This is a genomic window from Lacrimispora sp. BS-2 (genome assembly GCF_040207125.1).
GTDB lineage: Bacteria > Bacillota > Clostridia > Lachnospirales > Lachnospiraceae > Lacrimispora.
In genome coordinates this window covers 2,635,869-2,650,532 of record NZ_CP157940.1, presented here as the reverse complement: position 1 = coordinate 2,650,532, position 14,664 = coordinate 2,635,869, and the positions used below count along the sequence as shown (strand labels likewise).

The following is a 14,664-nucleotide window of genomic DNA, read 5'->3' as shown; positions in this document are numbered from 1 at the left end:
CTCCTTAGAAGTAAAAGATATCTATTCATGTGAAAGCGAAAAGCTATTTAAGTTTATTATAAATGAAGATGGAGAGGTGATTATTTCCGAAAATCTAGATAGAGCAATAACTCGTTATTTTAAATATGAAGAAAAGGCATTATTTCCTATGATAATAAAAATGTCCTAAAAGATAGGGGGAGTATAAATGGCAGATTTAAAAGATACTTATGTCGTTCATGGAGCATGTACTACATGTACCTGTGGTATGAGAAAAAGCAGAACTGTACTGGAAAAAAGCCACGGAGTTTTTTTAAAGGACAGGGCACTGATGACGGTTAATGATTGTAAGCCTGAAAATATCATTTGCTTTGGCGGCTGTTACAGTATGGAAAATCCGGATACTGCGGCAGAGGCTCAAAAGATACAAATGGATGTAGAAAAAGATTGTCCAAATACTTTTACAGATACCGTAATGAATTTTTTTGCAAAAAAGGATCAGAAAGAAAGTTCCGATGCTCCATTACGGGTGGTCGGTATATGCACCCCTAAAATCATATCAGCAGAATGGGACAACGGGGGTAATACTGTAGAAGTAAATGGGGAAGTCCCCTTACTTGCAGGCGCAAAGGTTTATTGTTTATATGGTGGAGAAATAGAAATCATTGATTCAGGACAACCGGAAGCAGGGGATATGTCACAGGTAGAAATCAGCCCCCATTCCGTCCCGCTGTCAGGATCTCCGGGAAGTAATGCGGAATCGCCAGCTATGGGGGCGGCCGCAGCTGGATTAGCTGCCATACCTGGTATGCCGAAACAAGCGGTTGCTGGTATGATTGGAGCTTCTAAAGCTTCCAGTTACGGCAAAAGCAAAACTTCTGATGTTGAGGGGGCGGGGGATCTAATAACAAGGCAACAGCTAGAATTAATGATGCAGCCTTATAATAAAGATGGGACTGGTGGTATCAGCCTAAAGGCAAATATTGAAGATTTAGATGAGATAAACCGAGTCCTAAAAAAATACAACATCGATTCGGTTGAAAAAGCTAGGCACTTTTTTGCTCAAGTTTCCCATGAGTCAAAAGTTGGGCTGATTGAGAAGTATAACGGAAATAGCGCTGAAGAATATTTTGCGGATAGAGACTTTCGTACAGAATATGGACACAATACAAAAGGAGATGGCGCAAAATATAGAGGTGCTGGGTATATGCAGCTAACATGGAAAAGTACATATCAGGATTTTGCAGATTTCATTGGGGATCAGAATGTTGTTTTGTATGGTGCAAGCTATGTAGCTGAGCATTATTCATGGGAGTCAGCTGGTTGGTTTTGGGATAACTATAAGAACTTAAACATTAAAATTGAAAACGGCACTACCGTAAAGGAAGTAACAAGAGTCATAAATGGTGGTAGTAATGGACTGGAAGAAAGAACTAACTTTTATGAAAGGCTAAAAACAATTCTATAATATGATTGAATGAGTTATTATCTAAATCCAATGGCGCAAATCTTGTATATACGCATAGATTTGTTAAAATAATGTGCAGATATGAGATTGCGCCATTGTTTATTTTTATTTATATACTAATATTTGGTTATGGTATGAATTACATATTAAGGAGAGATTAGATTTATGAAAGGATTATATTTGTTTTTTGCCTTTTTAGCAGTATTTTCAATAAGTTCATGTAAAAGTGTTATTCCTCCGACGGTCTCTCAGACCGCATTAGTGGAAAACACAGAATATCAAGATGAATATATTAAACTGGAAAAATGTAAGTATGTTGCGAATGAGGGGAAAATACAAATTTACTACCCCCAACTTAGGGGATTAAATGATAGCTCCTATGAAAAAATAGTAAACGATGCTCTATACATATATGCATTAAATGACTATTTTGACAATTGGACTATTAGTAATTTAAGTCTTCAAGTAGATTATTCAATTCATTACATGGATAAGAACTATATTAGTATAGAGTTTACAGGCAAAGGAGATACAGATGGATCCAGAGTCAGTTATGTCCAATATGGAGTAAATTTAGATTTACATCAAATTGATTATTTACCAAATCTTTACAGAATAGGCATTTCAGATATTGTTGATATTCAGTCTCTATATGATGCTATTTCCAATGGTTCTTATAAATATATTGGTATTATAGAAGATGAAAGTGATACTTATTCTGGAGAAGATTTTGCACAAATGTTTCAGACATCTCTAAAGAATCAACAATATAATAACAAAGAGCTAACAAACTTTTTCTTTGATGAAGACGGCATAATTTTATTAATTGATGATAGATACCCACATAAATTAAAAGTTGCTTTTAATAGTATTAAAAGCAATCTTGGATTGGAAAAAATGAAGTAAAAAAACAGTTCCAGTTTTGATTGTACAGCTCTGTTTTTAAAGGTCTGAAAAATCCCTCACTGCGGAATTTTGGGGAAATGAGTGGCATATTTACAGTGCTGTCTATAAGGATAACAAAGAAGCAACTACTCTAATAAAGGAATTTGATAGATAATATGGACATGAATTGTAAGCGTCAAATAGGTTCTTTCCAGAGTTAGTTGTGTTCACATTGTTAAAGGTGTATAATTACTCCATAGGACGGTGATTACATGGAAACTAAAATTATAAAACTATTAGATTCTTCTTTAGAATGTATTGCTTGTAAAATTAAAGATGATAAGATAATTCTACATATTTATTCCACAAAGCAAAAACTGATCTGCCCTTATTGTGGTAATGCATCTTCAAAAATACATTCTGTTTATCAAAGGGAACTTCAGGATATCCCTTTACATGAGAAACAAACAATTCTACTATTGGATACAAGAAAAGTATACTGTGATAATCCGGAGTGCAGTCACAAAACTTTTTCGGAACGCTTTGATTTTGTTGTACCTAACGGAAAGAAAACGAAACGTCTTGTTGAAAAGATATTAGTGACATCTGTTAAATTAAGTTCAGTAAGTGCATCATCTTTACTTAAAGCGGATTATGTCAAAACCAGTAAAAGCAGCATCTGTGACCTGATTAAAAAAAATGCCTTCCCTTGTGGATAAATCTGCTGTTACAAAAGTTTGTGTGGACGATTTTGCTTTTCGAAAAAGATATACTTATGGCACAGTTATGGTCGATTTAGAAACACACAGAATTATTGATATTATCGACTCAAGAGAAACGAAACAGGTTGAGGATTGGCTAAAATCCTATCCTAACTTAGTGGTTATTTCGCGTGATGGAGCCCAAACATATTCATCTGCTTCAACAAATTCTCATCCAGATGCACTTCAAATCAGTGACAGATTTCATCTGTTGAAAAATCTATCGGATGCAGTACAAAAATATATGTACCGTCTATTTCCTTCCAGATTGGTGATATCTGCCACTTCACAGAATGCAGAAATGCAGGCGCTATATGATACAAGAAACCGTACAGAAAGAATCCATTTTGCACATAAAAAGCGTCAGGAAGGATATATGACGGATGATATTGCTTTGCTTTTGCACTCATTATCCTCTACAATAAGAAAATATCTTGCTATTCCAAAAGATAAAATCCCTGAAGCGAAGGAAAATGCCCGGGAACGTCAGCATATCAGGCAAATGCAAAATAAACAGCAAGCAATTGAAGAAGTCAGAACTTTATATGCACAGGGGAATGCAATTGACAAAATCACATATTTAACTGGTCATACTACCTTAACGGTAAAAAACTATCTGAAAAAAGACTGCCCACTGAGTAATGGACACTACGATTGCAGGAGGCCAGGCAAATTGGCACCTTACGAGCAAACAGTCATTGAAATGCGTTCAAATGGAATAACTTATGACAAAATTCATGAGCATATTTGTAAAAATGGGTACACAGGCACGGTTGCTTCTTTAAGAATGTTTATGCAGAAAGAAAGAACACATTTAAAGAACGTATCAAAAAATGAGAACGAGCCTGTTGAATATATTCCACGCAAGTTCTTTTGTCAGCTTATTTATAGGGAATTAGAACGTGTAAAAGGGTTAACACTTAAACAATATGAAGCTGCAATTAAAAGATATCCTGTCTTAGGAAAAATCTATTGGCTGCTTAGGGAATTTCATCGTATTATATTTTCCCGTCAAAGTAAGGAATTGGATTCATGGATTACAAAAGCAAAACAATTAGAAATTGATGAGGTGGATACATATATTAATGGTTTGAAATATGATATTACAGCAGTAAAAAATGGTATAGATTTTGAATATAATAATGGGTTGGCTGAAGGAAGTGTGAATAAAATCAAGCTGATCAAACGAATTATGTATGGGAGAAACAGCTTTTTGCTATTAAAAGCAAAGCTGCTTCTCAATGAATATTATTATCAAATCAACTAACTCTGGAAAGAACCGTCAAATATGTCGGTGTATATTTTTTGATTTTTAATTGTGAGATAATGTCTATAATTCTAAAAGTCTTAAGGAACTTAAGTACATTAAAGGATTGGAGATTTATCTATGGATCACTTAACCGCAACAACTGATTCCCAGAAACTGTTACTGGCTTCGCAGGAAGTCCCAAAGGAGCAGAAGCAAGTGCGGGTATCTATACCATGGGATTCGATGATTCAAAAACTTTGCCGTTAAAGACACCTTTAATTATAAACAGGGGCCGTCTGTTTTTCTATACACCAACTTATTTGACACTTACATTGGATGAACATGAGAATATAAGTCCATAGTCGCAGAATAGAGCAGGCTTTCCTCTGCTAATAATTACATATAAACCGTTAGTTTTACATATGGACTTGATTTAAGAGATGTTTTTATTATAATAAAAATATCTTAAGAGATAGGGGGGAGTATAAATGGCAGATTTAAAAGATACTTATGTCGTTCATGGAGCATGTACTACATGTACCTGTGGTATGAGAAAAAGCAGAACTGTACTGGAAAAAAGCCACGGAGTTTTTTTTAAGGACAGGGCACTGATGACGGTTAATGATTGTAAGCCTGAAAATATCATTTGCTTTGGCGGCTGTTACAGTATGGAAAATCCGGACACTGCGGCAGAGGCTCAAAAGATACAAATGGATGTAGAAAAAGATTGCCCAAATACTTTTACAGATACCGTAATGAATTTTTTTGCAAAAAAGGATCAGAAAGAAAGTTCCGATGCTCCATTACGGGTGGTCGGTATATGCACCCCTAAAATCATATCAGCAGAATGGGACAACGGGGGCAATACTGTAGAAGTAAATGGGGAAGTCCCTTTACTTGCAGGCGCAAAGGTTTATTGTTTATATGGTGGAGAAATAGAAATCATTGATTCAGGACAACCGGAAGCAGGGGATATGTCACAGGTAGAAATCAGCCCCCATTCTATCCCGCTGTCAGGATCTCCGGGAAGTAATGCGGAATCGCCAACTATGGGGGCGGTCGCAGCTGGATTAGCTGCCATACCTGGTATGCCGAAACAAGCGGTTGCTGGTATGATTGGAGCTTCTAAAGCTTCCAGTTACGGCAAAAGCAAAACTTCTGATGTTGAGGGGCCGGGGAGTAACGCTTGGTTAAGTAATCTGGAGAATGATACATCCATATCCCTTACAAATGTAAAGAAAAAAGCTATGATCACTGCAGCAAGCGTGTTGATAGAACAAAAATTTGAGTTGGCATTTATTGCAGGGGTACTTGGTAATATAAAAAATGAGGGTAATATCGGAATGTTTGAGAGTTCTAATTATGCCTCTAGCCCAGGCGATAAACCAGATTATCTTAAGTATATGGATAAATTTCATAATTATCGAAATGATTATTCAGGACAAAGCATCGTGGGAAAAAGTCTATCAAAATTAAATGCAATACTAACAAATTTCAACAATATGAACTGGTATGATACACAGGAAAAAAGTCGAGTAGGGTTTGGCCTTGGATGTGTACAATGGACTTTTGACCGGACATATCAATTAATTGGAATATATATATGGAAGTGGCCAAGGGAAGTGACACAATAACTGAAGAGCAAGCGACAGAAGCAGAAGGAATAATGGTTGTTCGTGAGCTGACTGGTACTTATTATAATAGAGTTTATATGCCTTGGTTGAACACTAATCAGGGAAATTTAGATTCGAGTCAGGCGGCTTATAATGCTGGATATGACGTATGCATGAAATACGAAAATCCTAAGAATGCTAACTCTAAAGCGCCCATTAGAGCAAAAGACGCACAGGCAATATATGCTGTAATGAAAGGAGATAGTTGTGATTAAAAAAAGTATCCATTTGAAACTGAGAATAATTACAGCCGGGTTAACTTTAATCTTTATTATGTTATCTGCGTGTTCTGAACCATTATCCAAAGAGAATAAAAACGAAAATGAAATCAATATTTCACAAGAAAAAGACACAACACAACAGTACATTTCTTCTACTCCAAGTAAAAAAACAACACCTGATGCATCGACAACTTTGAAACCAGATAATTCAATGATTTCAAGTGTAACTGAAGATCCCCAAATTGCAACTATTGAGTCAGGTGGCATTAAAGAAACTACAGAGAAAAAGCAAAGTACCATATATGCGATCCATCATGAAAAGGACAATTCGACATACAAAATAATTGCTTTATATGATAAAGAAAACGGTTACACCCTACAGCTTGTTGATGAAAAATCTACTCTGTTGCAAGTAATTGAACTAGGGTGGGATCCAGTAATAACGAGAACAGAATTTGAGGACGTAAATTTGGATGGGTATACAGACATTGTATTGAACACAGGCGGCACTATAAATGAGACACACGATTTATATATTTGGGACACTTCTTCTAAAAACCTTATTAAGGTCATTTATGAGGGATTTGATATGCTTGTTTGGTTTACCGTTCATGAGGGTTATATTGAAAATTTTATAAGAGGAGGTAGCCCTGAAGAAAGTATCAAGGAAAAACTGATATGGAAGGGAAATACCTTAATTAAAGAATCAGAATAAGCGTTTTTGACATAGCGCCGTTGATAGATCTGTCTTTTATACACGGAAAATCCCTAAACACTTGAATTTATTGGCAGTTTAATTTCAACCACAGCACCCCAAACAGCACCGCTTTTGATTTTACAGCACCTTTTTGAAGGTCTGAAAAAGCCCGCACTGCGGGCTTTTGGGGGATGCCAAGGCAACCGCCAACTACACGGCTTATTCTATTTCCTTGCTGTCAGCATGGTTACCGTTCCAAAAAGTGGCAAGCCGAATCAATCGATATTTTATGCCTGTTTTCAGCGAAAAATCAGCGAAGGCAAGACGAAATCACAGGCTTTGGTGTGCATTATGCGAAGACTGGTCAATATCGTTTACGGAATAATGAAGAATAAGAGGGAATATCGTCCTTTTACGCTTGAAAATAATGCCACAGAGGAATAAATTCTCTTTCTTTTGTAGCTTGGAATATGTTAGATTTAAAAAAAAGATAGGATGCAACACAATAAATCTGAGGACTAGGGTCTTCCACCTGAGGGTTCGGGGGATGCTAGAATAGCTCCGGGAATTGGAAGCATTGGTTCAAAGTGAACAGCACTTTTAATATATTATGAGAGTTTTGGGGAAAGCTACAAAGTTTATGAAAACGGAAAACTGGTTACTATATTATCACGTGATGTAGAAGGAAAGGGCAATATTACGTATGGATATGGAATACTGGTTAAAAGCACAAAAGGTGAAATGAAAAGGCTAAAAGATATTTATGGTGTTGATTTTGCAGAAAAAGTAAGAGTTCCAATTGGACTTTGTGAAATAATAAATCAAGACTATGTGAATACGAATTTCCAGAATACCTGGGAGAATATATGCATGGTATACGACGATTCAAAAACTTTGCCGTTAAAAGACAGCCTTTAATTATAAACAGGGGCTGTCTGTTTTTCTATACACCAACTTATTTGACACTTACATTGGATGAACATGAGAATATAAGTCCATGGTCATAGAATAAAGCAGGCTTTCCTCTGCCAAAAATTACATATAAACCGTTAGTTTTACATATGGACTTGATTTAAGAGATGTTTTTATTATAATAAAAATATCTTAAGAGATAGGGGGGAGTATAAATGGCAGATTTAAAAGATACTTATGTCGTTCATGGAGCATGTACTACATGTACCTGTGGTATGAGAAAAAGCAGAACTGTACTGGAAAAAAGCCACGGAGTTTTTTTAAAGGACAGGGCACTGATGACGGTTAATGATTGTAAGCCTGAAAATATCATTTGCTTTGGCGGCTGTTACAGTATGGAAAATCCGGATACTGCGGCAGAGGCTCAAAAGATACAAATGGATGTAGAAAAAGATTGCCCAAATACTTTTACAGATACCGTAATGAATTTTTTTGCAAAAAAGGATCAGAAAGAAAGTTCCGATGCTCCATTACGGGTGGTCGGTATATGCACCCCTAAAATCATATCAGCAGAATGGGACAACGGGGGTAATACTGTAGAAGTAAATGGGGAAGTCCCCTTACTTGCAGGCGCAAAGGTTTATTGTTTATATGGTGGAGAAATAGAAATCATTGATTCAGGACAACCGGAAGCAGGGGATATGTCACAGGTAGAAATCAGCCCCCATTCCGTCCCGCTGTCAGGATCTCCGGGAAGTAATGCGGAATCGCCAGCTATGGGGGCGGCCGCAGCTGGATTAGCTGCCATACCTGGTATGCCGAAACAAGCGGTTGCTGGTATGATTGGAGCTTCTAAAGCTTCCAGTTACGGCAAAAGCAAAACTTCTGATGCTGAGGGTTCGGGGCAGCCAGCTATAACCAAGGATTGGTTAAGACTTTATAGTAGTCCTACTGTATCTGGTATTGGTCGCCATGTTGCAAAACACCCCAATGCCAATAATTATGATTGGGGAATGCCTGAAGAATTATTGAAATACGACAGCAACAATAATCTTAATCCCGAGAATTACTCAACAGCTTCAATGGCGGCAACGATGATAAATGGGGCAGGTGGTACACTTACCGTAAAAAAAGAAGGTAATAATGTTTACACAGATGATGAGGGACGATATTGGGTAGCAGTTGGTCCAAATTTCATGAATCCTAATCATACTAGCAATATGCAACTCAAACCAGAAAAAATGTCTTATGGAACAAAAATTGATATACATGTAGTTGGCCAGCATGATGGAAAAGACTATTATATTCCTGCTGTTGTTGGCGATGCAAAAGAACATTCAAAACCTGATGGATTATATCAAACAGGAGTTCCCTTTGGCACTAATAGACCGACAGTGTTAGGGGATGGTAGCTCTGTTGAATTTATAGGATATGGTATTACTACTTTTATAGATGCCAACGGAAGCAGCAAAAGCACAGTAAATTATACAAACGATTATAAGTTGATCGAATTAATTGTCTATGATGGTAATGTTAATTATTAAGTAATATTTTTGCATATGGCAAAGCATATCTGATGTCTTTGCCGTATGCATATGTAGGAGAGCGATATGAAAAGAATGATATATATGGCAATGGTTGCTACAGTAGCCTTGAACTTAATAGCATGTCAAAACAGTTTACAACAAGACAAGGAGAATCCTGTTTTAACGGAATCAAAGAAAGAATTAACTGTTACGACAGAAACAAAAACAGAGCAGGAATTGGCGATTGAAATATATAATGCATTCTTGACTGGCAATGTGAAAGCTGCTGGTTGGGATATAAATGAAATGACTATTCCAACTGGTGAACCAGACAAACGTTATGCAACAAGCTATGCTTTTTTCGATTCTAATGGTGATGAAATTCCAGAGTTACATATAAATGCGGCAAGATATTATTATGTATTTACAATTAGAGATAGTGAAATGGTTGTATGGAAGGACTTATCTCCATATCCACACTACTATGCATTAAATAATGGTGCATTTATTAGTCGAAAATTTGGGGCTGGACCAATGCATGATGTTTATAATTATATTATCATGGATTATTTGGGAAATGAAATTTATGGTCTTAGTTTTTCCAAATATGATCAAAATCAAAATGAAATTTATGATGATAGTGATGAATATTTGTTTGATGGGGTCAATGTTACAAAAGAACAATGGGAGTTATTGACTAAAAGGTTTTTATATATTGATGAGGCTGGTATTGAGCAAGTAAAAAATGAAATTGAATGGACTGTTTTGTATGAAGGAACAAATTAATTATTCTAGAATCAACACACTCAATTAAAGAGAGCAGTCAATGTACTACATGTACCTGTGGTATGAGAAAAAGCAGAACTGTACTGGAAAAAAGCCACGGAGTTTTTTTAAGGACAGGGCACTGATGACGGTTAATGATTGTAAGCCTGAAAATATCATTTGCTTTGGCGGCTGTTACAGTATGGAAAATCCGGATACTGCGGCAGAGGCTCAAAAGATACAAATGGATGTAGAAAAAGATTGCCCAAATACTTTTACAGATACCGTAATGAATTTTTTTGCAAAAAAGGATCAGAAAGAAAGTTCCGATGCTCCATTACGGGTGGTCGGTATATGCACCCCTAAAATCATATCAGCAGAATGGGACAACGGGGGCAATACTGTAGAAGTAAATAAGTCCCCTTACTTGCAGGCGCAAAGGTTTATTGTTTATATGGTGGAGAAATAGAAATCATTGATTCAGGACAACCGGAAGCAGGGGATATGTCACAGGTAGAAATCAGCCCCCATTCCGTCCCGCTGTCAGGATCTCCGGGAAGTAATGCGGAATCGGCAGCTATGGGGGCGGTCGCAGCTGGATTAGCTGCCATACCTGGTATGACGAAACAAGCGGTTGCTGGTATGCTTGGAACTTCTAAAGCTTCCAGTTACGGCAAAAGCAAAACTTCTGATGTTGAGGGGCCGGGAGATAAGTTAGCTCCCGGAACTGGAAGTATTGGTTCAAAAGGGACGGCACTTTTAATAGATTATGAAAATCTTGGAGAAGATTATAAGGTTTATGAAAGTGGCAAACTGGTTGCCATACTATCACGTGATGTAGAAGGTAAAGGTAATATTACGTATGGATATGGAGTTTTGTTCAAAAACACACCAGAAGAGAGAAAAAGACTTAAAGACATTTATGGGCTTGAATTTGCTGAGAAAACAAGAGTACCAATTGCCATTTGCGAAAAAATGTATCAAGATTATGTTAATGAGAATTTACCTGCTCTTTATAAGTTCACAAACGACGATCAAATTTGGCTAAATCAAAACCAATTGGATGCACTTATTATGCATAGGCATTTAACGTATAGGCTAGGTTCTAAAACACAGGACGCACTTATCGAAATGTTTAAGAACAACGATGCTAACGATCCAAACCTCAAAAAGCTATATTGGGATAAATTGTTTGATGCAATGCTGGGAGATTTAAAAAATACTGTTAATGAGGCTGATTACAAAATTTATGAAGATGGCTGGAAAAACCGTATTTTAGATGAACTTGAATTATTCTTTGATGGTGACGAGAAAAGAAACCATTAAAAGAAAAGAGGATGTTTGAGATGAAGAAAACCGTTATTATTGTGATACTTATTTTATTAGCAGTTATGATTATAGTGTTTTATACTTTAAATACGCTGAATCTTGCCGAGTCAGCTAAGAAACGTACGTATGATGAGATCATAGAGAGGTTAACTGAAGAAAAACAAGCTTCTGATAAGGCTTTAGCGGAATTACAAGTAGAACAACAAAAGTCCGATAAAGATAAGGATATATTAAAATCACAACTTTGTAAAAACGCCGCATATGAAATGTTTTATGGGGAGTGGGAGGTAACAGATCATATCTATGTGGACCCTACACCTTTTAGAGGAATACATTATTCTGAATATGAAGTTGAAGAGCAAAAAGCATCTATCCTCAAAGGGATTAGTACAAAGACCATTCAGTTTACGCAGAAAAATATCGTTATAAATGGAAACGAAATGATTGAAAACATTAGGTATAAATATAGTATTTTTCCCGCAACCGACAACTATCATCTCCACTTTGAAATGACACTGAAGGATATTGGGCTAACAAAAGCAGAAGGTAACTATTTCGTATATGTAGAGGTTGAAACAGCATCAGATGAATCTTTTGGGGTCAGCAGCTTTTTTGTTAAAGATGAAAACACACTAATTGTGTATAGGGGTCATTATTGCGTTGAATACACTAGAATTTCATATGATGGCGGCTCAGAAGAACCTGTGATTATAAGTGGCTAATATAGAAAAAAACGGATTATGATTCGAGGCTATTTGTAATAGCACCGTTTTTAGTACTATTTTGGCGGCTGTTACAGTATGGAAAATCCGGACACTGCAGCAGAGGCTCAAAAGATACAAATGGATGTTGAAAAAGATTGCCCAAATACTTTTACAGATACCGTAATGAATTTTTTTGCAAAAAAGGATCAGAAAGAAAGTTCCGATGTTCCATTACGGGTGGTCGGTATATGCACCCCTAAAATCATATCAGCAGAATGGGATAACGGGGGTAATACTGTAGAAGTAAATAAGTCCCCTTACTTGCAGGCGCAAAGGTTTATTGTTTATATGGTGGAGAAATAGAAATCATTGATTCAGGACAACCGGAAGCAGGGGATATGCCACAGGTAGAAATCAGCCCCCATTACGTCCCTCTGTCAGGATCTCCGGGAAGTAATGCGGAATCGCCAGCTATGGGGGCGGCCGCAGCTGGATTAGCTGCCATACCTGGTATGCCGAAACAAGCGGTTGCTGGTATGATTGGAGCTTCTAAAGCTTCCAGTTACGGCAAAAGCAAAACTTCTGATGTTGAGGGTACGGGGCAGGAAGATTTGTTTAAAAAGCTTGATTCCTATTTACAAGGAAATCTTTCAGATAATGATGCTGCAGTAATAAAGGCAATGATATGGAAAGAGAGTAAAATGGGGTATTATACCAGCTCAAGTCCTAATGCCAACGTAAGTATAGATATACTGCAAGTCCTAGACCCGAGAAACCCTATGATATATGAATTTTGTACATATAATCTTGATACAACAACAAATGTTAAAATTCTTGATGGTAATGGTAATTATGTCCTTCCTCATACAATCGATTCCACCTATAATTACCAGAAATCAAGGACAACTTATAATACGCCTGTAGCGGATCGATTATTTAATAAAGCTAGCGATGGATACTATCATTATCAATACCAAAATTCATCGCAGTTATTAAGCGTAGCACTTGGTATTAGAACATATGCAATAAAATTAGATGCTGCTAATGGTAATGTATTACTTGCTGCACAAGAGTATAATGGGAGTACCCATAAAGTACAATATATGAATGATGTTAATGATCTTGCATTTAACGGAGGCTTTTTACATGCGGATAGCTACAATTAAAGCTTGTTCCATTATGTTAATTTCTTTAAGTTTATGTGCTTGTAATGGACACAGAATAGATAAAACTATACAAGAAAATCAGAATATGATTACTGATTCCTCCCCAGAAATATTTTCTGGAGAGGAGTTACCAAAAGAAGAAAAGCAGTTAAGGTTTGATGGCAGTGCAGATAGTTCTTTCCAACACTTAAATAATAAGGCTATTTTATTTGGTGATTATTTATATATAAAATCAATGTATGCAGACTATATTTTTTCTGGTAAGGATGAACATGGCAATTATCATTTATGGGAAAGCCCTAAGGATTTATTTACAGGAATAACAAAAGTACACTATGTTATTAAACATAATAATCAGTTGATTTGCATTTCTGAAAATGAAAAAGGGAATAATGAAATCATTATATATAATTCGGAATTCAAAATTCAAAATAGGAAGGAAATAAATCTTATCAGTCCGGAATATATTTATGCAAACGTACTTTATGGTTATACTATTTCTTCAGGGTATAGAACGTTAACAGCCATTAAATTGGACTCCTTAGAAGAAAAAGATATCTATTCATGTGAAAGCGATAAGCTATTTAGGTTTATTATAAATGAAAATGGAGAGGTGATTATTTCCGAAAATCTGGATAGAGCAATAACTCGTTACTTTAAATATGAAGAAAAGACTTTATTTCCAATAATAGAAACAAAACCAAGCATTCCGGTACTTTATGATTCCAGAGGACTTTTTTATCTGGAGGAAAGTGATTCTGCTTCACAGATGAATCTTATGCTTTGGGATGGAAAAAGTAACCAAAAGGTCGGGAATGTAAAAACAGATGATATGAATGAGTGGTCGTTTTCTAATGGGATTTTCGGAAATATCGTTATTGATGATAAGTATTTTGTATCAATTCATATAAATACAGATGTTCCCTATTTGTTAATTCAACAATTTGATTCTGGCGAGAATAAAAGAATACCGTTAGAAAAGTGGACTTTTACTGAAGCTGACATGGAAAGGTATGGAGAAACTTTCTCAGGAGTTTATTATGAAAGCGGTCAGATTATTAACTACTTTTTCTCGAATAAGAAGGGTACATTACAAACCCAAATCCTAGATATAAAACAATAAAATTCATATGTACTTAGGAATTACTTGGGCTTGTTTTAAAAACTGCAACACAAGCCCATTTTATTTAAGTAATTATAATTTTCCCAACAAACTTATAGTCCTTACCACGTCCAGAAAACCTTGCCGGTGTAGGTATGGTTCTTCGTTAGCAAGCCAGTCGGGATAAGATATAATTAATCTTGAGTTCTTATTTGTAAACAGCAAAG

Annotated in this window: 16 protein-coding genes; all 16 read left to right on the top strand. The window is 36.2% G+C overall.

The genetic code is table 11. The annotated features are described in order from the left end of the window. Window positions 1–187: 187 nt before the first annotated feature. The 16 genes from ABFV83_RS12515 to ABFV83_RS12440 all read left to right on the top strand — a co-directional run bounded on the left by ABFV83_RS12515 (window position 188) and on the right by ABFV83_RS12440 (window position 14,458). Window positions 188–1,447 (top strand): PAAR-like protein, encoded by a 1,260-nt coding sequence (locus tag ABFV83_RS12515; RefSeq protein ID WP_349944241.1) that lies wholly within the window; start codon window positions 188–190, stop codon window positions 1,445–1,447. Window positions 1,448–1,612: 165 nt separating this feature from the next. Continuing rightward, window positions 1,613–2,353, top strand: a complete 741-nt coding sequence (locus tag ABFV83_RS12510; protein WP_349944239.1) for a hypothetical protein — start codon at window positions 1,613–1,615, stop codon at window positions 2,351–2,353. Between the two features lie 251 nt (window positions 2,354–2,604). Continuing rightward, the gene (locus ABFV83_RS12505; protein ID WP_349944237.1) at window positions 2,605–3,051 is read left to right on the top strand and encodes a transposase family protein; all 447 of its coding nucleotides are present in this window, start codon (window positions 2,605–2,607) and stop codon (window positions 3,049–3,051) included. After that, window positions 3,044–4,360 (top strand): transposase, encoded by a 1,317-nt coding sequence (locus ABFV83_RS12500; protein WP_349944236.1) that lies wholly within the window; start codon window positions 3,044–3,046, stop codon window positions 4,358–4,360. The genes ABFV83_RS12505 and ABFV83_RS12500 overlap by 8 nt, the downstream gene beginning before the upstream one ends. A gap of 470 nt (window positions 4,361–4,830) precedes the next feature. Continuing rightward, entirely contained in the window at window positions 4,831–5,976 is a 1,146-nt protein-coding gene (locus ABFV83_RS12495) for a DUF4280 domain-containing protein (RefSeq protein WP_349944234.1), read from the top strand. Further along, complete coding sequence (locus ABFV83_RS12490; protein ID WP_349944232.1) at window positions 5,946–6,230, top strand: hypothetical protein; 285 nt, start codon at window positions 5,946–5,948, stop codon at window positions 6,228–6,230. The genes ABFV83_RS12495 and ABFV83_RS12490 overlap by 31 nt, the downstream gene beginning before the upstream one ends. Further along, a complete protein-coding gene (locus ABFV83_RS12485) occupies window positions 6,223–6,951 on the top strand; it encodes a hypothetical protein (protein WP_349944231.1) in 729 nt (242 codons plus the stop codon). Before ABFV83_RS12490 ends, ABFV83_RS12485 begins: the two co-directional genes overlap by 8 nt. Window positions 6,952–7,065: 114 nt before the next feature. Beyond that, window positions 7,066–7,377, top strand: a complete 312-nt coding sequence (locus tag ABFV83_RS12480) for a hypothetical protein (protein WP_349944229.1) — start codon at window positions 7,066–7,068, stop codon at window positions 7,375–7,377. 683 nt (window positions 7,378–8,060) lie between these two features. Further along, the gene (locus ABFV83_RS12475) at window positions 8,061–9,389 is read left to right on the top strand and encodes a DUF4280 domain-containing protein (RefSeq protein ID WP_349944228.1); all 1,329 of its coding nucleotides are present in this window, start codon (window positions 8,061–8,063) and stop codon (window positions 9,387–9,389) included. A 66-nt stretch (window positions 9,390–9,455) separates the two neighbouring features. Continuing rightward, entirely contained in the window at window positions 9,456–10,157 is a 702-nt protein-coding gene (locus tag ABFV83_RS12470; protein WP_349944226.1) for a hypothetical protein, read from the top strand. 40 nt (window positions 10,158–10,197) lie between these two features. Beyond that, window positions 10,198–10,605, top strand: coding sequence for a PAAR-like protein (locus ABFV83_RS12465; protein ID WP_349944224.1), 408 nt, complete (start codon window positions 10,198–10,200; stop codon window positions 10,603–10,605). Window positions 10,606–10,640: 35 nt separating this feature from the next. After that, entirely contained in the window at window positions 10,641–11,462 is an 822-nt protein-coding gene (locus ABFV83_RS12460; protein WP_349944222.1) for a hypothetical protein, read from the top strand. Between the two features lie 20 nt (window positions 11,463–11,482). Continuing rightward, a complete protein-coding gene (locus ABFV83_RS12455; protein ID WP_349944221.1) occupies window positions 11,483–12,187 on the top strand; it encodes a hypothetical protein in 705 nt (234 codons plus the stop codon). A gap of 120 nt (window positions 12,188–12,307) precedes the next feature. Beyond that, window positions 12,308–12,532 carry a hypothetical protein gene (locus ABFV83_RS12450; RefSeq protein WP_349944219.1) on the top strand — a complete coding sequence of 75 codons (225 nt, stop codon included), beginning with the start codon at window positions 12,308–12,310 and terminating at the stop codon, window positions 12,530–12,532. A 35-nt stretch (window positions 12,533–12,567) separates the two neighbouring features. Next, a complete protein-coding gene (locus ABFV83_RS12445) occupies window positions 12,568–13,335 on the top strand; it encodes a hypothetical protein (RefSeq protein ID WP_349944217.1) in 768 nt (255 codons plus the stop codon). Beyond that, window positions 13,316–14,458 carry a hypothetical protein gene (locus tag ABFV83_RS12440; RefSeq protein WP_349944216.1) on the top strand — a complete coding sequence of 381 codons (1,143 nt, stop codon included), beginning with the start codon at window positions 13,316–13,318 and terminating at the stop codon, window positions 14,456–14,458. The genes ABFV83_RS12445 and ABFV83_RS12440 overlap by 20 nt, the downstream gene beginning before the upstream one ends. The last annotated feature ends 206 nt before the right edge of the window (window positions 14,459–14,664 follow it).

Excerpts from the sequence above, each read along its gene's own strand:
- ABFV83_RS12515 (WP_349944241.1), top strand. The coding sequence starts at position 188 with ATGGCAGATTTAAAAGATACTTATGTCGTTCATGGAGCATGTACTACA.
- ABFV83_RS12510 (WP_349944239.1), top strand. The coding sequence starts at position 1,613 with ATGAAAGGATTATATTTGTTTTTTGCCTTTTTAGCAGTATTTTCAATA.
- ABFV83_RS12505 (WP_349944237.1), top strand. The coding sequence starts at position 2,605 with ATGGAAACTAAAATTATAAAACTATTAGATTCTTCTTTAGAATGTATT.
- ABFV83_RS12495 (WP_349944234.1), top strand. The coding sequence starts at position 4,831 with ATGGCAGATTTAAAAGATACTTATGTCGTTCATGGAGCATGTACTACA.
- ABFV83_RS12490 (WP_349944232.1), top strand. The coding sequence starts at position 5,946 with ATGGAAGTGGCCAAGGGAAGTGACACAATAACTGAAGAGCAAGCGACA.
- ABFV83_RS12475 (WP_349944228.1), top strand. The coding sequence starts at position 8,061 with ATGGCAGATTTAAAAGATACTTATGTCGTTCATGGAGCATGTACTACA.
- ABFV83_RS12470 (WP_349944226.1), top strand. The coding sequence starts at position 9,456 with ATGAAAAGAATGATATATATGGCAATGGTTGCTACAGTAGCCTTGAAC.
- ABFV83_RS12465 (WP_349944224.1), top strand. The coding sequence starts at position 10,198 with ATGTACTACATGTACCTGTGGTATGAGAAAAAGCAGAACTGTACTGGA.
- ABFV83_RS12460 (WP_349944222.1), top strand. The coding sequence starts at position 10,641 with ATGTCACAGGTAGAAATCAGCCCCCATTCCGTCCCGCTGTCAGGATCT.
- ABFV83_RS12455 (WP_349944221.1), top strand. The coding sequence starts at position 11,483 with ATGAAGAAAACCGTTATTATTGTGATACTTATTTTATTAGCAGTTATG.
- ABFV83_RS12450 (WP_349944219.1), top strand. The coding sequence starts at position 12,308 with ATGGATGTTGAAAAAGATTGCCCAAATACTTTTACAGATACCGTAATG.
- ABFV83_RS12445 (WP_349944217.1), top strand. The coding sequence starts at position 12,568 with ATGCCACAGGTAGAAATCAGCCCCCATTACGTCCCTCTGTCAGGATCT.
- ABFV83_RS12440 (WP_349944216.1), top strand. The coding sequence starts at position 13,316 with ATGCGGATAGCTACAATTAAAGCTTGTTCCATTATGTTAATTTCTTTA.